Origin of the sequence: Mongoliitalea daihaiensis, assembly GCF_021596945.1 — a bacterium.
Taxonomy (GTDB): Bacteria; Bacteroidota; Bacteroidia; order Cytophagales; family Cyclobacteriaceae; genus Mongoliitalea; species Mongoliitalea daihaiensis.
Window position 1 is genome coordinate 3,972,414 of sequence record NZ_CP063779.1, and the last position, 21,990, is coordinate 3,994,403.

The 21,990-nt window shown below is 38.3% G+C and carries 11 protein-coding genes; all 11 read right to left on the bottom strand.

Translation table 11 applies throughout. From position 1 onward, the window contains the following. Nucleotides 1-2: 2 nt before the first annotated feature. Nucleotides 3-611 (bottom strand): DapH/DapD/GlmU-related protein, encoded by a 609-nt coding sequence (locus tag IPZ59_RS16930; protein WP_236137232.1) that lies wholly within the window; start codon nucleotides 609-611, stop codon nucleotides 3-5. Between the two features lie 7 nt (nucleotides 612-618). Beyond that, complete coding sequence (locus IPZ59_RS16935) at nucleotides 619-1,737, bottom strand: DegT/DnrJ/EryC1/StrS family aminotransferase (RefSeq protein WP_236137233.1); 1,119 nt, start codon at nucleotides 1,735-1,737, stop codon at nucleotides 619-621. Nucleotides 1,738-1,748: 11 nt separating this feature from the next. Then, nucleotides 1,749-2,939: a glycosyltransferase family 4 protein gene (locus IPZ59_RS16940; protein ID WP_236137234.1), complete on the bottom strand. Its 1,191-nt coding sequence runs from the start codon at nucleotides 2,937-2,939 to the stop codon at nucleotides 1,749-1,751. Continuing rightward, entirely contained in the window at nucleotides 2,936-3,859 is a 924-nt protein-coding gene (locus IPZ59_RS16945) for a glycosyltransferase family protein (RefSeq protein WP_236137235.1), read from the bottom strand. Before IPZ59_RS16945 ends, IPZ59_RS16940 begins: the two co-directional genes overlap by 4 nt. Beyond that, the gene (locus IPZ59_RS16950; RefSeq protein WP_236137236.1) at nucleotides 3,859-5,367 is read right to left on the bottom strand and encodes a lipopolysaccharide biosynthesis protein; all 1,509 of its coding nucleotides are present in this window, start codon (nucleotides 5,365-5,367) and stop codon (nucleotides 3,859-3,861) included. Before IPZ59_RS16950 ends, IPZ59_RS16945 begins: the two co-directional genes overlap by 1 nt. A gap of 5 nt (nucleotides 5,368-5,372) precedes the next feature. Further along, nucleotides 5,373-6,575, bottom strand: coding sequence for a UDP-N-acetylglucosamine 4,6-dehydratase (locus IPZ59_RS16955; protein ID WP_236137237.1), 1,203 nt, complete (start codon nucleotides 6,573-6,575; stop codon nucleotides 5,373-5,375). Between the two features lie 2,932 nt (nucleotides 6,576-9,507). Further along, nucleotides 9,508-10,755, bottom strand: coding sequence for an ATP-binding protein (locus IPZ59_RS16960; RefSeq protein WP_236137238.1), 1,248 nt, complete (start codon nucleotides 10,753-10,755; stop codon nucleotides 9,508-9,510). A gap of 2,060 nt (nucleotides 10,756-12,815) precedes the next feature. Next, nucleotides 12,816-13,826 (bottom strand): PDDEXK nuclease domain-containing protein, encoded by a 1,011-nt coding sequence (locus IPZ59_RS16965; protein WP_236137239.1) that lies wholly within the window; start codon nucleotides 13,824-13,826, stop codon nucleotides 12,816-12,818. A gap of 1,695 nt (nucleotides 13,827-15,521) precedes the next feature. Further along, the gene (locus IPZ59_RS16970; RefSeq protein WP_236137240.1) at nucleotides 15,522-16,775 is read right to left on the bottom strand and encodes an ATP-binding protein; all 1,254 of its coding nucleotides are present in this window, start codon (nucleotides 16,773-16,775) and stop codon (nucleotides 15,522-15,524) included. 1,279 nt (nucleotides 16,776-18,054) lie between these two features. Continuing rightward, nucleotides 18,055-20,478, bottom strand: a complete 2,424-nt coding sequence (locus tag IPZ59_RS16975; protein ID WP_236137241.1) for a GumC family protein — start codon at nucleotides 20,476-20,478, stop codon at nucleotides 18,055-18,057. 6 nt (nucleotides 20,479-20,484) lie between these two features. Next, entirely contained in the window at nucleotides 20,485-21,294 is an 810-nt protein-coding gene (locus IPZ59_RS16980) for a polysaccharide biosynthesis/export family protein (RefSeq protein ID WP_236137242.1), read from the bottom strand. Nucleotides 21,295-21,990 lie beyond the last annotated feature (696 nt).

Consider the following 21,990-nt stretch of genomic DNA (forward strand, 5'->3'; position numbering starts at 1 on the left):
AGTTATTTCACTTTTCTAGCTGGAACACCAACAAAAGTACCACATTCTGTAATATCTTTAGTGACTACAGCTCCAGCTCCAATAATAACATTATTACATATTTTTAACTCTGGGAGGATAGTGGCAGATGCGCCAATATAACACATTTCACCTATTGAAACTCGACCTAATACTGTGCACGAAGGTGCTAAAGTTGTAAATGATCCAATTTTTGAATCGTGCATAACGCATGCATTAACATTTACCTTAACGAATGAACCTAAAACTACATTTGAAGAAATATATGCTCCATTTTGTACTAAACTACCATCATTAATAATCGCTGTTCTTGAGATTTTAGCTGTATCTGAAAGTAATCTTGGAAAACGAAATGAATATTTTTCTAGGTTATCAAATATTTTTTTCCTTACAATTGGTAAATCTGGAGTAATACAAAAATCTATATTTTTCACTTTATCAAAAAAAATATTAACATTATCATCACATCCTAAATAAATGGTATTCTGACCTACATCTTCTCTATCAATTACATATACTTTATCAAATTGAATTTCATAACATAATTCAATGATTTCTGAAAACCCTCCTACAAGAACTATTTTCTTTTCCATAAATAAACTAACTAAGCAAAGATGTAATATTAAATATATTTTCCTTAGAAAGCGCTGCAAACATTGGTAGCGTAATCATTGAATTTACCATTTGGTCTGTTTTTGGTAATTCTAAATAATACTTTTGATAGACGCTAAAACGATGTACTGCTGGATAATGCATGCTCGTTTGCACACCATATGTAGCAAGCATATCTCTAATTACATCACGCTTTTCAGCTTCTGTTTTTTTCAATACAATTGGAAAAATATAGTTAGAAGTAAAATCTGAATGATTCTTAAATGGTATTATGATATCAGGTTTTGAACTTAACTGCGTTATATACTCCTTTCTAACAATGGCTCTCTGATCTAAATCAGCCTGAATTTTATCTAATTGAACAAGCCCAATGCTAGCACGTATATCATCCATACGGTAATTATATCCGAAGTCTACAACATCATAGGCAGTAGCATGGCCTTTTGCGCGTTCATAAGACATAGAAGTCATACCGTGAGACCGTAAAAGCTTTGCCCTATTATAATACTCTTGAGAATTTGTTACAAGCATACCTCCTTCTCCTGTACTAATATTCTTGTTTGAAAAAAAACTAAAGCATCCAACGTCTCCAATCGTTCCTAATTTTTTTCCTTTGTATTCAGAAAGAGGAGCGTGACAAGCATCTTCAATGACTTTTAAATTATGCTTGTGGGCAATATCCATAATAGCATCCATATCACAGGGAAAACCAGCATAATGCATAACTACAATTGCTTTTGTTTTCTTGGTGATTTTTGACTCAATATCTTGGGGACAGATAACTGGTCGCTCAACACTTTCTATATCTGCAAATAATGGTATTGCATCGACATATCTAATAGAATTACAGGTAGCCACAAATGTCAAAGAAGGACAAATCACCTCATCACCTGGCTCAATACCTACTAATTTCATCGCTAAATGTAATGCGACGGTACAATTACTAAGAGCTACTGCATGATTTACATTAAGCATTGAAGCAAACTTTGTTTCAAACTCAGCGGTTTTTGGACCAGTAGAAATCCATCCTGACTTAATGGTTTCTAATGCTGCTTGTTGTTCCAGCTCATCAAAATTGAGATTGAAAAGGGGAATTGAATATGCCATTTTTTTAAAAATTAATTGGTTAAAATATTATTGTAACCTGCTTCTAACTGCTTCCTAAAATTTTGATTACTGTTTAAGTTAATGATATAGTTATAAGCTCTCTCTTTTAAACTTTCCTGCGCCTCTAAATCGTTGTATAAATTAATTATTGAAGTTGTCAATTGAGCTATATCATTAGTAGGTACTAAAATTACGTTTTCATTTTGGCTGTTAAGCATCGGTAAGCATCCTGTAGCATAAGTTATTACAGGAAGCTTCATTGCCATACTTTCTCGCACTGTACTAGCGAGAATCTCACTATGAGTTGGTAATACATAAATCTTCGCTTCTTGCGCCTTTTGATACAACGCTTCCTGAGTTTCCATAAAACCTGCCCATGCCACTTGTTTTGAAATACCTAATTTTTCAGCTTTGGTAATTAGCTCATTTTGATATTCTTTATCACAAGGACCCATCACCAAAAGACTTAATTCTAAATCTTGACTTTTTATTAAATAAACTGCTTCGAGTAAATCTTCTATTCCCTTTGATTGAGTGACTCTTGCGTAAAATAGTAAGTCATACTTTTTTTTAATAGAACTATTATCTTTCGGAAGATTTATTGGGTATATAAGAGGATAAAATTCCGCATTTGGAGAGTGTTTTAAAACTATACCATCCATCCAAGAGCACGTTGTAAAAAAGCGTTTGGCAGATTTTATTACCTCATTCTGAATGTGGACGCGGACTTTTGGTGCTGCATTTGCGCCTTCCTCAATTTTAAAGCCTTGTATGCTTATAATTGTCTTTTCTTTTTCTTTGTCATTCAAGTCAAGAAAAATGGAAGCAATGGGTATTTCTGCTCCCCAAAAATGAATTACATCTGGATTAATTTTTCTTAATATTTTCAGTGCTGGACCTCTAAGGTTTTTATAATGTGTCCAATGATCTAATGGAAACCATGAAGGCCATCCGTTACCAAAAAAGGGAATACCTTGATTAAAAAAATGATAGTGTATGTTATCGGTATTAAATTTTTTATAGCTATCAATATAATAGTGTGCTGAAATAATGTGTATTTCATAATTTTTATTTCCAGCGAAGGATTTAACAGCTGCAGGAATCCAAGGAGCAAAGGGTTTTGTATACCTTTTTGTTTTAATAATTTCTTGGACCTCTAAACTTGAAAATCCTGTAAACCAAACAATTTTTTTGACACTCACTTTAGTAACGTTCTTTTGATTTTTGATATAATTCTTTTAAAAATGGGTGCTTTATAATTTATATGATTATTAAAATGAAATTTATCATAAACCGCATTTACTTCTATTTTCATTGGATGCGTTGAAACTGAAAAATCATAATCAACAGGTCGAAAGTGAACATCTAAATGTCCTTCTTTATCCACTCTTGAACTTTCAACTCCAATATTCATAGCAAGGTTATTTTTCGGAGTAATTGTAAGTAGTCCATTTAAATAGTTGTAAAGAAAAAACTGAGGCCCCCAAGCATTCATTACACCATTATCAATTTTAGTTTTAACATTATAGTAGTAATTAGACATGTACTTCATCTCGGAAGAACCTAAATTCAATTCTTTAAGAATTTTCTCTACATTTTTACCTTTCAAAAAATTAAGATCAACATCAAATCCTTCCCATGTTCTTTTCCATAAGGCCCATCCCCAAATATGAGTATACCTTGAAAAATAATAATCAGTAGCTGAATCAATGGGAGTGTAATTATTGGCTGTAATAATTCCTACTTGAGGATTATCTTTGTATCTTTCAAGCATTTGGTCAGCAAATATAAAAAAAGATGGCCCTGCAATGATGTCATCTTCGATCACAATCAACCTATCAACTTTTTTGAAAATTTGAGTTATGGCTTGACTGATATTTAACTTACAACCCATATTATGTTTAGGAATTATAAACTCAATATCACAATCCCAATTAATATTTTTAATTATTTCAATTACTTGATTGTTTTTTTGAACTTCTGCTTCTCCTTTTTCAGGCCTGGGTGCATCTATAGCCGCAAATATTTTTAAAGGCTTAACTGACATTAAAGAATCTATAACCTTTTGAGTTGTATCGGGTCTGTTAAAAGCGATTAATAAAATAGGAATTTTAAAACACATTATTTCTTGAATAAATTTAAAACAATTTTTTTCTCGCTTTCCTTCATACTAAAAAGGTAAAATGAAGTACTGAAAAGAAAAACGAATAATGTGCTAGATAATATAAACAAATAAAATGGAGTTAAAGTAGTTGAAAATAATAGTATTGAAGGAATTACTGTTAACATAATAAGTGGAATTACTTTGAAAGTAGTATTACTTAAAAAGCTTAAGATATTCAGGTTTAATATTAACTTCCCAAATAGAAGCCTGTTCATTAAAATGAAAAGTGAAAATAATATTCCAACCAAGTAAATTGCCACAGGGTTCGAGTAAAAATTAAGAGCTATATAAACCGAAAAAGCACTTATTATTCTGATAGTTGTTTCTGATATTTGAAAAGATTTTATTTTTCCAGTCGCTTTTATTGCAGTAGTGATTTCAAAGGATAACTTTTCAATGAATAAAATGACTATCAGTAATTTTGTGAAAATTATTGTAAAAGGGGGAACATCTTTTAACCACAAATTGACCAAAAAATCAACATTTAAAAAAAAAGGAATCCCTATTAATGCGAATAAAAAAATGGAATATTTAGTACTTAACTCTGAAATACGTAACATCCTTAGTCTATCCCCACTGCCTTCGCTTTTCATTATTTGAGGATTAATTGCACGTGTTAAACTTACCGATACCATATTAATTTTTGAACTAATATTCGAGGATAACCCTTCAGAAGCGTTCAGTGATACTCCAAAAAAATAGTTTATGAATACGCCATTTAATCTTGTTGTAGCCATAGCTCCTAAGCTACCAAAAATATTCCAAGAGGTATATGCAATTATGTCGTTAAAAATTTTTTTATCAAAAAAGGTTTTCAATCTGATTTTACATTCATGATACTTGAAAACTGAGAAAAGTTGCTTTGTAAATCGAACAGATAATTCAATTATTAAAAGAATTATACCATATTTTACTAAAACATTATCAGTTGAATAAGATAAGTAAATAGCTCCTGCAAATCTCAAAATCACAGCAGCTAAATCTACCACAGACATTGCTAACAAATCCTCATGAGCATTCATCACTGCGTCATAAGGTACGCTGATTATTGAAATGAATGTTGTAAGTACCATTAGATGAAACAATATCCATGCTTCATTTATCTTATCATTGGGTATTTTTAATATTTGTTCAAAAAAAACATACCCACCAATTTCCATGAATATAACAACTAGGAATGCTAAACCAAAATGGAGAAGAAGCGTTGTATTAAATGTTTTTAAGCTGATTTCTAAATTATTTTTCCCCAATGCATGTGCAATGAATCTCATTGAAGCACTTGACATATTTGAGTTAAGGATTCCTAACATACCAATTACTCCACTAATTAATGCAAAAATCCCGAAATTAACTTCTCCTAAAGCATCCAGTATTATTCTTGTTGTAAACAACCCAAAGGCCATACTTAAAATAAGCTGAACATAAAGTATTGCCGTGTTATTTATAACTTTCTTACTAGCTAGCAATAGAACTACATTTTAGCATCTAAATATTTCCCTGTTTCCTTGTGCCCGAATTCAGGAATCATCCAGTGAAACAAATCAACAATTTCTTGTTTTGACCATGCTCCTTTAATTCGTAAATCCTTAATTGCATTTTCGAAATGAGTAAGCTTATCGAGTTCGATATTCAGCTTATTTTTAATCACCCCTAAATTTTCAAAGCGTTCCATATCGAGAATCTCCATATCCGTAAAAAACTCTTCGAAATCCTTTTCTCCTGTAGTATCGCTCTTAGTAAATAAACAAGGCCAGTACTTTCGATTAGTGTCTGCTAAGTGGTGATTTGTATTGAAAAATTGCCGTGCTTCTTCCTCTGATAAGGAGATATAAGGTTCATACCCTAATTGCTTCAGGTAATTGACCGCAATTTCTGCAAAGGTGATCAAATGTAAAGTTTCACTCAGTTTAGGAAAAAAAATATCTCGATTTTCACCAAAGACGCAGGACATTAAACATAATTCGCCTGACTCTTGAGGTACTACAAAGTATCTTTTAATGTCATTTGGTGCGACTATTGGCTGGCGCTTTTGAATTCGCTGATTAAAGCCATGAAGTAATGACCCATCTGAAAAAGCCACATTAGCAAACCGAGCAGTTGAAATTTCAATTTCCGTACTTCTACGCATCAAAAACATTTCCATAATGCGCTTGGAAGCCCCCATCATATTGACAGGGTTTGCTGCCTTGTCTGTAGAAACGCAAAAGTATTTTTTTACTCCTTTTTTGATAGACTGCTGAATGGTTTTATCGGTATTAAACACATTCACTTGAATCATGCGCATCAAAGTAAAAGGATCTTTTTCAGAGCGCACATGTTTCAAGGCAGAAAGATTCAAAACATAATCATAGGCACCATCAGCTTCGATAAATGCATCATACTCCAACGACCCTATGTCGAGGGCAAAGGTCTGAAAATCGCCTGCTATATATCCAAAAGAACTTCTGATATCTCTCACCAGCTCAACCATGTTGTTTTCACTGATATCTACCACATGAAGTTTCAACGGATTCCTCTTAAATATCTCTTTAGTGACAGCTTGACCTATTGATCCAGCTCCTCCAATAACCAAAAAACGCGATGAAGAAACCTTTTCACTAAGTATCTCCTCATGATTACTGATATCCTGATTGAATAAAAGTTGGTTTCTACCGATTAGATTAAGGATGTTCATGATCTTAAATTATGAAAAAAATAGATGAGTATTTACTGTTTTTTGACCGAAGATGTTATCTGTCACTTTAAAACGTATTAGTCTAACTTTGTTTTGCTTCGGCCTGAAATTCTTTTTCAAGAATAATCGCCTTATCTAAACGCACCTTTTATTTCACCGATCCTGTCTACCAAAGGTAGGAGACATATTTCTACATCTATCGCGCAGCATATTTCTCTCTATACCCCCAACTTCTCTCTATCAATTCCCTTCCACGCTACCACCTACCAAACTTACATCTCTGCCTACAGCTTCGCCCTCTCAGTCCCATCGTAGGGAAGGACCTAGCGGTAAAAAGTAATTAATCGCATACCTGGGAGCATCTACAGGAGATGGCTGCAAGCAAGAGTATGCAATAGGTGTACATCTAAAGTTAACAGGTATCTTGGTAAAGATCCTTGTTAGCTTACAATCTCTTGGTTTTTTTTGGGTCTAAAATGTGTTGACAAGCACACATGCCTTCTACGCTGTGCATTTTTAAGAAAAAATAATTTCTTGAAAAATGCCTACTCCACTCCGCATGCTTGAAAAGTAAATGGGTTGATTCCATAGATTTTTTAAAACAGTTCAAAAATAGGTAAAAACAAATTCCCAATGTTCTAAATTGAGTAAGTGTTTAAAATTAGGCAAAAAGTGTCGGTTTTTGTAAATAAGCGTTGAAGATATTTTAAATTAAAAGTGTCGTTTTTAGAAAAAAAGGGAAAAGGGGGTTGGCAGTGAACAGTGAACAGTTAGCAGTGGGCAGTGAATAGTGAGCAGTGAACAGTGAACAGTGAACAGTTTGGAATGTGGAATGAGGAATTAGGAATTAGGAATGAACGAGGGTTATATAAAAAAAGAGGGTAGTGAATAGTGAGCAGTGAACAGTGAGTAGTGAACAGTGAGTAGTGAGCAGTGAACAGTGAATAGTGAATAGTGAACAGTTTGGAATGTGGAATGTGGAATGAGGAATTTAGAATGAGGAATGAGGAATTTAGAATTAGGAATGAGGGATGAAGGATGAGGGATGAAGGATGAGGGTTGGATTATTCTTGAATTAAGACGGTTATGTCCTTGAATTTAATTTTTAACCACGAATGGAGCGAATTACACTAATTTCGAATAAATGGTAAGGAGCTTTGTGTAATGTCTCTTGTCTTAAAAATTCACCTCGCATGGCTCGCAATTGCACGAAGTCCTCCAAAAAACATTCATCTGCGGATTTTTCTGCGCTTTCTGTGTTTTCTGTGAGAGGCTTTCAGCAGATATAATAAGGATTTGTAATCCTCTAGGTAAATTGTTTTTTTGGTAAGGATTTTTTGTTTTTTGGGTATCTATAAGCTGCATAATGAACTTAAACCATTGATGCTCTTCACCTTCATTGTCGTTACTTTTTGCCCACCACGAATGGAGCGAATTACACTAATTTCGAATAAATGGTAAGGAGCTTTGTGTAATGTCTCATGCCTTAAAATTTCACCTCGCATGGCTCGCAATTGCACGAAGTCCTCCGAAAAACATTTCTCTGCGGATTTTTCTGCGCTTTCTGCGCTTTCCGCGAGAAGCTTTCGGTTTTTCTGACCTCCCCCCCGCCAGTACTGCCAACGGTTGGTGGTTAAAAATCTATTTCAAAAATCCCTGATAAGCCTGAAGGGCTTAAATCTTGAGTAGCCCCGGGTAAGGTGTTGCAGTAATTGTTTTATTCACTGACATCTCCTCATACCGCAACCCGGGGACAGGGATCGCCTCCAGGAACCAGAGGCTCGCACGATGATTGCCTTCGAGCTAAAGATCGGTTTTCGAGCCGATACGGCGGTAATTGTCTTTAGATCACTATTTTCGAGATTCCCAATCCTCTAGGTGAATTGGTTTTTTTGGGGATTTATTAGCTCAATTTGAACCAAAATGATTAATGCAATTTGCTCTCATTGTCGTTACTTTTGTCATTGCCACAAAAGCAACCAAAAAGGCTAGTCAGAAAAATCCTTCCACGCTCTAGGCCACCGCTGGCCTGTCTGCCGTGAATACCTAGAGTATAATTATATCATCGACAGGCAGGCCTGTCTGCCGTGAATACCTAGAGTATAATTATATCATCGACAGGCAGGCCTGTCTGCCTATAAATTAACACTTTTCGATCTGCATCGACAGGCAGGCCCGGTTTTCTGACGTCCCGCCCGCATCAGTACTACTATCAGATAATCTTAAAATAAACATTCAGGATGGAGTTTGACCCCCTTGGGGTCTTAAGCAAGGAAAAATCAACCCATTATCAACCACGGGTTAAAAACCCGTGGCTATTGAGAAGTTTGACTCTTTCAGAGTCTTTCAAATACCCTTCAAAATCTTTTTTTCGCGGATTCTGCGCTTTCTGCGAGAGACTTGTTAAAAACCCGTGGCTATTGAGAAGTTTGAGTCTTTCATATACCCTTCAAAATCTTTTTTCCGCGATTTCTGCGCTTTCTGCGAGAGACTTTCGGTTTTTCTGACCTCCTCCCCGCACGTACTACCTGCGGTAAGTGAATAGTGAGCAGTGAACAGTGAACAGTGTAGTAACAAAAATCGATTAACTTAAGGAAAATCAAGTCTTGTTTCTTGTCTCTTGTTTCTTTTTTCTTAAATCTCGCCTTCTACCTTAAGGTAGGCAAGCTCGTTTCTCGCTTCTCGCTTCTTATGTCTTGTCTCTTGATTCTTGGTTCTTGGTTCTTGGTTCTAAATCTAAAATCTAAAATTATAAATCTGCGCCAAATCTGTTCAATCTCCTAGATCTGTGAGAGGCTATTTCCGTCAGGAAAAATCTATGGGAATTGGGGTATAAAAAAGAAATGTTTTGTGTACTCTCCATTGCTCATTCTTAATTCCAAACTATTCACTTTCAACTGCCAACTGCTCACTTTTCACTGTTCCCTACAATCTAACCTTTTAACAGCCACAACCACAGGGGCATGATGGTGATTGTTTTATCATCTATCGTCAGGCTATCGCTTTCGTCCTCTGTTAAGATGAGTCCTTCCTTGAGTTCATAGGCTGCCATGGCATCAAGCAAGCCATGGAGTTCACGTTGTCTTGTTTTGTCATCGTAGAGCGACCAGCAAACTTGTATGGCTTGAGTGATCCTGTTTTTTTCTTTGATCACAAAGTCACATTCAAACTTGTTATGATGGTAAAAAACTGTTTTTGCTTGTCTTTTCAACTCCAAAAAAACTAAGTTTTCGAGCATTCTTCCTTGATTTTCGCTGTGTTGAAAACTAAGTTGACGCATCAACCCCAGGTCTATTCCGTACACTTTTTTGGGATTATGAAGCTGCTTTTTTACCGATGTATCATATTTCGAAACCAAACTCAACATATAGGCATCTTGCAGAAATCCCAAGTATTGCTTGACGGTGGTGGCATTTTTCACCCCGATTACTTTTGCCAGGCTATTATACGAAATTAATTTGCTCGTATTGCTCGTGACGAAAAACATCAACTCCAAGAGTTCTTGCTCGTTGGTTATGCCATTTCTCACCATTACATCACGATATAACACACTTTCGTAGAGGGACTTTAAGTATTCCGGATGCTTTGTTTTTAAAAAAGCAGGAAAGCCACCGAGTGTAAAATAGTCATTAAATGATGCTTTCAGCAGCGATTTATGGTCTGTATTGAAAGGATCGAGTGAATTGAGATCCATTTGATTCAGTTTCAGGTATTCTCGAAAGGAAAATGGATAGAGTTCCACCTGTTGATAGCGTCCTGTCAAATGGGTGCCCAACTCTTTGCTCAACATCGATGCATTGGAACCAGTGATATACACTTTATTTCCGTAGTCATGCAGCCGCCTCACAAAGCGCTCCCAACCGCTGATATTTTGTATTTCATCAAAATAAAACGTGGTTTGCTTGCCATACCGTTCTCCAAAAAGTTCTACAAGCTGTTGGAAATCATCTACTTTAAAGTGAATTAACCGTTCATCATCAAAATTCAGGTAATAGTCTTGTTCATTGTTTTTTGCCCGTATCGCTTGCAACAAGGTAGATTTACCGCAACGCCTAATCCCAGAAATCACCACTACACTATCATCTGCTGCAATCGAGATATGCTGTCGTTCAATAGCTGATGGCTGCCATTTGAGCGCTTGTTGATCACTGATGACGGTTTGCAGCAATAATTTTTGCATGGGTTGTTTTTCTAACAAATTTAAAAGATTTCTATTTATAAAGGAAACTTTTGATAGTTAATCGCTATTTCAAATAGCAATTGTTGGTTTTGTTGGATTGTTTATTGCTTGGAACCACGAATTGCGCAAATTTCCCGCTGTCCGAGATTTGCAATCCTCTAGGTGATTAGATTTTTTTGGGGATTTACTAACTCAATTTGAACCAAAATGATTAATGCAATTTGCTTTCATTGTCGTTACTTTTTGCATCGCCCAAAAAGTAACCAAAAAGGCTAGTCAGAAAAATCCTTCTCCCCGCAGGGCCCACGCCGGCGCGGTTTTCTGACCTCCTCCCCGCATCAGTACTACTATCAGATAATCTTAAAATAAACATTAAGGACTTTTTTATCTGTCCAAATATAAAACCACCTATCTGCGCCAAATCTGTTCAATCTCCTAGATCTGTGAGAGAATTCGGTTTTTCTGACCTCACGCCCCCCCGCTAGTCCTACCAGCGGAATTTAGAATGAAGAATGGGGAATGAACGAGGGTTATATAAAAAGAGAGGGTAGTTTTTATTTCGTTCACTGTTTAATGTGTTGAATTACAAGACGGATTTTAAGAGTGAATGGCATAGCCATGATTGACATATTAGCCTCGGGTTTCAACCCGAGGAAGGAGGTTACACCCCTGATCCAGAGGCTCGCACGATGATTGCCTTCGAGCTAAAGATCGGTTTTCGAGCCGATATGGACGTGAATGTCTTTAGATCACTATTTTCGAGATTTCCAATCCTCTAGGTGAATTGGTTTTTTTGGAGATTTATTAGCTTAATTTGAACCAAAATGATTAATGCAATTTGCTTTCATTGTCGTTACTTTTGTCATTGCCACAAAAGTAACCAAAAAGGCTAGTCAGAAAAATCCTTCCGCCCGCAGGGCCAGCGCCGGCCCGGTTTTCTGACCTCCTCCCCGCATCAGTACTACTATCGGATAATCTTTGAATAAACATTCAGGATTTTTTTTCTGAATTAATCTAAAATTATAAATCTGCGCCAAATCTTTTCAATCTCCTGGATCTGTGAGAGAATTCGGTTTTTCTGACCTCACGCCCCCCCGCTAGTGCTACCAGCGGAATTTAGAATGAAGAATGAGGAATGAACGAGGGTTATATAAATAGAGAGGGTCGTTTTTAAATCGTTTACTGTTAAATGTATTGAATTTTAAGGGTGAATGGCATAGCCATGGTTGACATATTAGCCTCGGGTTTCAACCCGAGGAAGGAGGTTACACCCCTGATCCAGAGGCTCGCACGATGATTGCCTTCGAGCTAAAGGTCGGTTTTCGAGCCGATACAAACGTGATTGTCTTTTAAATTGAATTACTGAAATAAGATCTTTTTGGTATGTTTATAATTTTTGGATGGAGGTAAGAGATTGTACGATTTTTACTTACATGTTCGTTACTTTTTGCATTGCCCAAAAAGTAACCAAAAAGGCTAGTCAGAAAAATCCTTCTCCCCGCAGGGCCCACGCCGGCGCGGTTTTCTGACCTCCTCCCCGCAAGTGACACCAACGGCTTACCGTATAAAATGTGAAAAGGACTTTTAGAAGAAAATTAGAGACAAAAACAAAATCAAGGTGATGTTTGACCCCCTTGGGGTTTTAAGAAACCCTTTATCAAGCACGGATTAAAAACCCGTGGCTATTGAGAAGTTTGAGTCTTTCATATACCCTTCAAAATATTTTTTCCACGATTTCTGCGCTTTCCGCGAGAAGCTTTCGGTTTTTCTGACGTCCCGCCCGCATCAGTACTACTATCGGATAATCTTTAAATAAACATTCAGGGTATAGTTTGACCCCCTTGGGGTCTTAAGCAAGGAAAAAACAACCCATTATCAAGCACGGGTTAAAAACCCGTGGCTATTGAGAAGTTTGAGTCTTTCATATACTCTTCAAAATCTTTTTTCCGCGGATTCTGCGCTTTCCGCGAGAAGCTTTCGGTTTTTCTGACGTCCTGAATGTACCAGTGCTACCGGAGATAAGTGAGCAGTGTAACAAAAATCAGTTAATTAAAGGAAAATTAAGTTTTATCATCTTCTAAAAGCTTGTTTAGCTCATTCTCAAGTTGTTCTTTATCAGGTAAATAAAGTTGATATTTACTCACAAAAAGTTGATTACTTATGCTCTCTGTTGCATACTCCACTAAAACGTGGTCTTTAGCTGCTCCTAAAACTATTCCAATGGGTTCGTTGTCTCCCTCGGTGCTTACTTCTTTCTTAAAATAGTTCAGATACAAGTTCATTTGTCCAACGTCTTGATGCGTTACTTCTCCACGCTTCAAGTCAATGAGAACAAAACACTTTAAGATACGGTGATAAAAAACGAGGTCAACAAAAAAATGTTTGCCACTGATTGATATTCGATATTGCCGTTTCTCAAACGTAAAGCCTTTACCAAGCTCCAATAAAAAATGTTGAAGATTGGTAATCAGTTTTTCTTCCAGCTCACTTTCTAAAAAATGATGGCTTTCTGGAATATTCAAAAACTCCAAAACATAAGGGTCTTTGAAAATATCGTCTGCCTTTTGAATTTCTTGTCCTTGCTCAGAAAGTTCCAGAACACTTTTCTTGTCTTTACTTAATGCCAAACGATGAAACAGCATACTTTTCATTTGGCGTTTGAGTTCTCTAACGCTCCAGTTTTCTTTTTCTGTTTGTTTAGCGTAAAAGCTGATTTCAAGTTCATTGTCAGAACGTAAAATCTCAAAATAATGGCTCCAACTCAATACGTTAGACAGTGTCTCACTTTTTGGGAAATATAGATACAATTTCCTCATATACAATAGGTTAGACCTACTAAATCCCTTTCCATAACGTCGTGTTAAGTCTTTGGAAAGCTGCTCAAAAAGAAAAGTTCCATACGCTGCTTTTTCTTTACCACCTTGCTCAAATTCAACGATATGTCTCCCGATTAACCAATATGTCTGAACTAAAATACTGTTTACCGACTTAGCAACTTGCTCTCTTCCTTTTTGGAGAAGTCCTCCAATTTGGTTTATTAAGTCTGTATATTTTGATTGATCAATATTCATTTCTTCAAAGGTAAAAAATTGATTTTGAAAACGGTCTTGTCACATACAGAATTCTCCTTTTTGAAGAGTTACTCATGTCTTACCGCTAATATCAGCTTCCTTCCTTTCGAGATAAAGTGCGAAGAATACCTTCCATTTTTTTTAGTTCAACGGTCTTTGGGGCTGTCCGAGATTTGTAATCTCAGTCAGGAGATAATGAGGAGTGAACAGTTGGGAATGAGGAATTTGGAATGAAGAATGAGGAATGAACGAGGGGTATATAAAAAGTGAACAGTGAGCAGTGAACAGTTGGGAATGTGGAATGTGGAATTTAGGATGAGGAATGAACGAGGGGTATATAAAGAGTGAACAGTGAGCAGTGAACTGTGGGCTGTGGACAGTTAAGAGTGAACAATTAGGAATTAGGAATGAAAAATTTGGGATGAATGGTGTTAAATGTCATTTGGGGGTAGATTTTAATCTATGAATTGCCATGTAAGTTAGCATTAAGTGGCTTAGCCACGACCGACATTCTTGCCATGGGTTTTAACCCATGGATGGGAATCTTGTCCTAGAACCAGAGGCTCGCACGATGATTGCCTTCGAGCAAAAAAGCGCTTTCCGAGCCGATAGGGACGTGATTGTCTTTTAATGTAATTACTGTAATTTGATTTTTTTATGTTTATAATTTTTAGATGGAGGTAATAGCTTTTGGGATTTTTACCTACATGTTCGTTACTTTTTGCATCGCCCAAAAAGTAACCAAAAACGCTAGTCAGAAAAATCCTTCTCCCCGCAGGGCCCACCCCGGCGCGGTTTTCTGACGTCCCGCCCGCCAGTACTGCCAACGGTTGGCGGTTAAAAATCTATCTCAAAAATCCCTGATAAGCCTGAAGGGCTTAAATCTTGAGTAGCCCCGGGTAAGGTGTTACAGTAATAATTTTATACACTGACATCTCCTCACACCGCAACCCGGGGACAGGGATCGTCTCCAGGATCCAGAGGCTCGCACTTGGATTATCTTCAAGCAAATAATCGCTTTCCGAGCCGATACGGCGGTAATTGTTTTTAAATCTGACCAAAAACCTAGACTTCTCTTTTGTAAGATTTTTGTTATTTATAAGCACTAATTGTTAACTAGGATATTGCTACTATTTACTCTTATTGTCGTTACTTTTTGCATCGCCCAAAAAGTAACCAAAAAGGCTAGTCAGAAAAATCCTTCTCCCCGCAGGGCCCACGCCGGCGCGGTTTTCTGACCTCCTCCCCGCATCAGTACTACTATCGGATAATCTTTGAATAAACATTCAGGATTTTTTTTATCTCCAAATATAAAACCATCAATCCGTGTCAAATCTGTTCAATCTCCTGGATCTGTGAGAGAATTTCGGTTTTCTGACCTCTTCCCCGCAAGTGCTACCAACGGCTTCATATACCCTTCAAAATATTTTTTCCGCGATTTCTGCGATTTCTGCGAGAGGCTTTCGGTTTTTCTGACCTCCTCCCCGCCAGTACTGCCAGCGGATAATCTCTAAATAAACAATCAAGGTGATGTTTGACCCCCTTGGGGTCTTAAGCAAGGAATAAACAACCCATTATCAACCACGGGTTAAAAACCCGTGGCTATTGAGAGGTTTGACTCTTTCAGAGTCTTTCTAATACCCTTCAAAATCTTTTTTCCGCGATTTCTGTGTCTTCTGCGAGATGTCCTTTCTTCTAAACACCCAAAGAAGCTAATGAAATGACATTTATTCCATCTGGGCGACAGTAACTCATACCTGTCCCTGTTATAATGTTCAGTGACTTTGGTTTTTCCATTTTGTCTGTGTCTATGGCAGTAGCAAATTTTTTTAGATTATCTGCGGCCTCTTCAATAAAACCTACACCCAACTTAATTTCAAAAGCTGCATAATCACCATTGCGTTTCTGCACAATAGCATCCACCTCATTTCCATATGAATCGTTGTAATGAAACACAGTAGCATCATTTGCTTTGGCATAGACATTCAATTCATGAATGGCCAATGATTCAAAAAGAAAACCTGTATATTTCAAATCTTTAATTAAAGCCTCTTTATCCAAACCCAACACTGCCACGGCTAATGAAGGATCACATAAGTGTCTTTTGGGAGACTTGCGTAAGGACGCCGCCGATCGAATATGAGGATTAAACGCCGGTTGCTCGTACAAAATCATTAATTTGGATAAAGCGTCTAAGTAATCGGAAAGCGTATTTCTTGAAAGCTCGTTACTTTCATTCATTTTTACATCTTTCTCTAAAGTGGAGTTATCAACTATTGTTGCACTATTTCTAGCTAAAGAGCGTAGTAAACTTCGCACTTTAAAAGGATTCCTCTTGACTCCAGATACTTGGCTCATATCTACTTCGCATAGCAAATCCACATAGCCTCGATTCAAATTCAATGCATTTTTGTAGTTCTCATGAATCAAGGCTGGCCAACCACCAATACATATTCTTTCAATGATAAATTCCAGCGAAATAGCAGGTTCGTAGTATTCTCTCCTATTACCCTGAAGCAAATCAGATAGTTTTACCATTCCACTGGAGTAGTCTAATTCTTGCCAGGTCATGGTTTCCATTTGTAAGACTGTAAATCGTCCGGCACCACTATGAAGCTTAACTTTTTCGGGTGGGTTAGCAGAACCGGTAAGTATGTATAAACCTTTGGACTTCAGTTCATCCACTTCGTGCCTCACGTAATTCCATATCTCAGGTTGCTCTTGCCACTCATCGATCAACCTTGGGGTCTCTCCTTCTAATAATAACCGTGGATTAGTTTTCATGATTGTGGAAACCTGTGGATCTCTATCCATTCTCAGGATGCTCTTTGCATATTGTAAAGCTGTTTCTGTCTTCCCGCAGGATTTTGGACCTTTAATCAGTATGGCACCCGAAGCAGTCATTTTTTCTTTTAAATCATCTTCAATTAATCGTTTGATGTACCCCATAGAAGTTAATTTGATGATATACGAAGGTACAGGTAAAAATTAATTGTGCAAATTTAAGACTTATTTTTGTGCAAATTTAAGGTTTATTTTTGTGCAAAAATTAGGAGTAAGCAATGGACAGTTGGGAATGAGGAATTTGGAATGAAGAATGAGGAATGAACGAGGGGTATATAAAAAGTGAACAGTGAGCAGTGAACAGTTGGGAATGTGGAATGTGGAATTTAGGATGAGGAATGAACGAGGGGTATATAAAGAGTGAACAGTGAGCAGTGAACTGTGGGCTGTGGACAGTTAAGAGTGAACAATTAGGAATTAGGAATGAAAAATTTGGGATGAATGGTGTTAAATGTCATTTGGGGGTAGATTTTAATCTATGAATTGCTATGTAAGTTAGCATTAAGTGGCTTAGCCACGACCGACATTCTTGCCATGGGTTTTAACCCATGGATGGGAATCTTGTCCTAGAACCAGAGGCTCGCACGATGATTGCCTTCGAGCAAAAAGGCGGTTTTCGAGCCGATAGGGACGTGATTGTCTTTAGATCACTATTTTCGAGATTTCCAGTCCTCTAGGTGAATTGGTTTTTTTGGAGATTTATTAGCTCAATTTGAACCAAAATGATTAATGCAATTTGCTTTCATTGTCGTTACTTTTTGCATCGCCCAAAAAGTAACCAAAAACGCTAGTCAGAAAAATCCTTCTCCCCGCAGGGCCCACGCTGGCCCGGTTTTCTGACCTCCTCCCCGCAAGTGACACCAACGGCTTACCGTATAAAATGTGAAAAGGACTTTTAGAAGAAAATTAGAGACAAAAACAAAATCAAGGTGATGTTTGACCCCCTTGGGGTTTTAAGAAACCCTTTATCAAGCACGGATTAAAAACCCGTGTCTATTGAAAAGTTTGAGTCTTTCATATACCCTTCAAAATATTTTTTCCGCGATTTCTGCGCTTTCCGCGAGAAGCTTTCGGTTTTTCTGACCTTCCCCCCGCCAGTACTGCCAGCGGTAAGTGAACAGTGAGCAGTGTACAGTTGGGAATGAGGAATTAGGAATTAGGAATGAACGAGGGTTATATAAAGAGTGAACAGTGAGCAGTGAACAGTGTAGTAACAAAAATCGATTAACTTAAGGAAAATTAAGTCTTGCCTCTTGATTCTTGGTTCTTGATTCTTGTTTCTTGTTTCTTGATTCTTGTTTCTTGTTTCTTGTTTCTTGTTTCTTAAATCTCGCCTCACAATAGTCAAGCTCCCTTGTCCCTCATCAAAGTATCCTGCAAAAACCTAGCGTGCTCTTTTGAACAGTCGCTTCCACCAGGCTACCTTTTCCTCTTCATGGTACCCGTAGGAATTATAGCCATACCCGTAGCCGTACCCATAGCCATAGCCATTATCTACATGGATATCGTTGAGGATGCCGTAGAGCTTTTGTACATTGCCTTTTTCTACGAGGTTATTGACGATCTGAATGTTGCCTTTCGGAGAATAATTCTGTCGGAAAACAAAGAAATTGACATCAGAAAAAGAGAACAGCTGCTTGGTTTCGGAGACTAAACCCACCGGCGGACAATCCAAGACCACCACGTCGTAAGCTTCTTTGATTTCTTCGATCATCTCCCGAAACTTGTCTTTTAGTAACAACTCTGCTGGGTTGGGCGGTACAGGACCAGAAAGTAAGACATCCAAATGTTCAAATTCAGACTTTTTCACCACCGACTGCCAAGGGGTAGCTGAACTCAAACATGTACTTACTCCCTTGTCGTTAGCCATTCCGAAGAGTTCGGCAATTTTTGGCTTGCGCAAATCCAACCCTACAAGGATGGTCTTTTTCCCCATCAGGGAGTAGGCCGCCGCCATATTGACCGAAATAAAGGTTTTGCCCTCTCCCGAAATTCCGGAAGTAAAGAGTATGGTCAATTTTTCCGTATTGGAAGCTAGGTAAGCGATGTCTGCCCGTATGTTTCTGAAAGACTCTGTTACCGAGGAACGTGGATTTTGAAAAACTGGGATTTTCTCCGCTTCCACAGACCTGCCCACCGCCCCGATAAGCGGAACTTTGATGGCCTTTTCCAATTCTTTGGGATCCTCTACTTTATCATTCAGATAAAAGGCTAAGGTGATAAAAGCAATAGGTATCATCATCCCCAAGGCAAGCCCCAAGGCCAAATTACGGGTAGTTTTAGGGGCAATCGGCCCTCCTACACCACGAGCTGTATCTAGGATAGAGTTCTTTGGAATGTTGGAAGCTTTGGTAATCTGCGCCTCTGCACGCTTTTGCAAGAGGTAGATGTATATGTTCTCGTTGATACTAAACTGTCGTTGGATACCCAAGAGTTTGCGCTCCGTCTCAGGCAACAAGTTGATCTCTCGCTCCAACAATCGGATACGGCTATTGATATCTGCCAACAAGGTTTGCGTGCTGTTCACAGCAGAGTTGATATTTTCCCTGAGGGTTTGTTTGGTGTTTTCTATTTGGCCACGCACCTCCCGCACGAAGGGGGACTGTTCGGTGTAGTTGGCCCCTAAGCGAACCCGTTCAGCTTGCAGTTCGGACAAGGTACTCACCAAGGCATTGAGGAGAGGATCCGAAAGCCCGATCAAGGAAGGTGCCACCAATTCTCCCAACTGATCATTGGACAGGTAACTTTGTAGGGTACGGTAGTATTTGATATTGATTTCAGCTTCCGAACGTTGTTTTTCAAATTCCTGTAAACGCTGAAAGATCTGCGTGCCTTCTTCCGATAGGTTGAAAATGCGGTTTTCAGTCCGGTAATTCTCTAAGCGTGTTTCCACAAAGTTCAGGGAATCCGTAATTCCTGACAACTGTTCTTCTATAAAGCGAATGGTATTTTCGGAGGCTTTATTTTTCTCCTTCAATTCACGCTCCAAATAGGTTTGCATCAGTTTGTTTACGTAATCTTCTCCCAATCGTCGGTTGGGTGTTTGCACACCTATGTTGAGAATGGTGGAAGACTTATCCGTGGTTGCTACTTCTAAGGCGTTTCGGTACCGCAAGGAAAGGGTCAAATTGTCTTCTACAGTAAAGTAAATGACATCTCCTGTAGCAGCCGTAATATTGGTGATGTTCAATTCAAAGTTATCCCCTTTGGCCAAGGTGCCGAAGCGATAGTTAATGGAGAAGGAAGGAGGATTTTCCAACTGGATTTTTTGAAAAGGCGTTTGGGGGTTGTAGACCGCAAAACCTTCACCTTCCACGCTTAAGTTGTAGGTTTGTTGATCCAGAACTTCCAATCGAAACATCCCCCCTACCAGTTGTGGGCTTTTGAAATCCACCTGCACGACAATCGGCACATTGCCGTAGAGCTGTGTTTTGCGTAGAAATTCATCCCGGAAGTAGGAAACGTTTAAGTTGAGTTGAGAAACCGTCTCTTCTGCCAAGGAAAGGGATCGTAAAATTCCGATTTCATTAGACAAGTTGGATTTATTCTGAATCAGTCCTGCTGCATCGAAGAGATCATCTCCCAAGATATTTCGTGCTTCATTGACTAATACCGTACCCTCCACTTTGTAGATGGGGGTAGACCATTTGTTGAAAAAATAGGCGGACACCACCCCTAACAGCACACAGATTGCAATGATCAGCCAATGTTTGAGGTAGCGGTAGAGCAAAGCTCTGATTTCATTGTCCTCTGAAGGAGCAGGTTGGAAAGGTTGAATGGGGTTTGGATACGAGGGTTGCTGAGCCATAATTACTTAACGAAGAACCAAATTGAGGACAAGTGCCACCAATGAAAGGGAGCTGATGATCAGGGAAATGGATTGGGCGGCATTTTCGCCTGCACCGATTTCACGGACTTTCATGGGTTCAGCATACAGCTGATCGTTGGGTTGAATAAAATAAAAAGGGGAAGAAATCAACTGACGGTCTTGTAAGTTGACCCGATGCAACTTGGTTCCGTCCGGATACTGTCGAATGAGCAAGAGTTCGTCCCGCTTGGCTGCGATGGTCATATCCCCTGCATGAGCAATGGCTTCAAAGATAGTCATTCGGTCTTGGAGAATGGTATATTTTCCCGGTCTCCTGAATTCACCGATCGTTGAAAAACGGATACCTCCAAGTTTGACTCGTACAAATAGCTCGGTAGTCACGAATTCCTTTAATTCCTTTTCTAGAGCTGCACGAGTTTCGTCCAAGGTCATTTCCAGGACATTGACATCTCCGATGATGGGAAGGCGGATATTTCCATGTTTATCCACGGTATAGCCAGTCATGTAATACACATCTCCCCCCCCTTGAGCACCCTGCATCATGTTCATATTCATGTTATTTTGCGGGGGGCCAAAACCGCTTTGGAGGAAATCATCCACCGTTTTGATTTGGATTTCGACGATGTCGTTGTACTGCAAACGGTATTCCGGCATTTCGTAAGTAATCAACTGATCCTCAGGGATAGGCGTATTACCTTCCAGGTTTTGGAGGTAGATAATGCGCTTATTTGATACACAGGAAGCTGCAAAAAGCATTAGGCCTAGGCACAAAGCCAATAATCGGAGACGATTCATAAATATAAAAGTAATCAATATTAAATCAGCTGCAATATTAGTAAGAAATGTTTAATGAACAAAAAGGAAGGGAGGGGTGGGAATGTGGAATGTGGAATTTAGAATGAGGAATGTGGAATTTAGAATGAGGAATGAACGAGGGTTATATAAAAAGAGAGGGTCGTTTTTAAATCGTTTACTTTTAAATGTATTGAATTTTAAGAGCGAATGGCATAGCCATGATTGACATATTAGCCTCGGGTTTCAACCCGAGGAAAAGGAGGTTGCACCCCTAATCCAGAGGCTCGCACGATGATTGCCTTCGAGCTAAAAAGCGCTTTCCGAGCCGATAGGGACGTAATTGTCTTTTAATTGCAATTACTGTAATATGATTTTTTTATGTTTATAATTTTTGAATGGAGGTAAAAGCTTTTGAGATTTTTACATACATGTTCGTTACTTTTTGCATCGCCCAAAAAGTAACCAAAAAGGCTAGTCAGAAAAATCCTTCTCCCCGCAGGGCCCACGCTGGCCCGGTTTTCTGACGTCCCGCCCGCCAGTAGTGCCAGCGGCTAATAGTAACAAAGTATAAATAGGACTTTTTTATCTATCCAAATATAAAACCATCAATCCGTGTCAAATCTGTTCAATCTCCTAGATCTGTGAGAGAATTCGGTTTTTCTGACATCCTCCCCGCACGTACTACCAGCGGTAGCG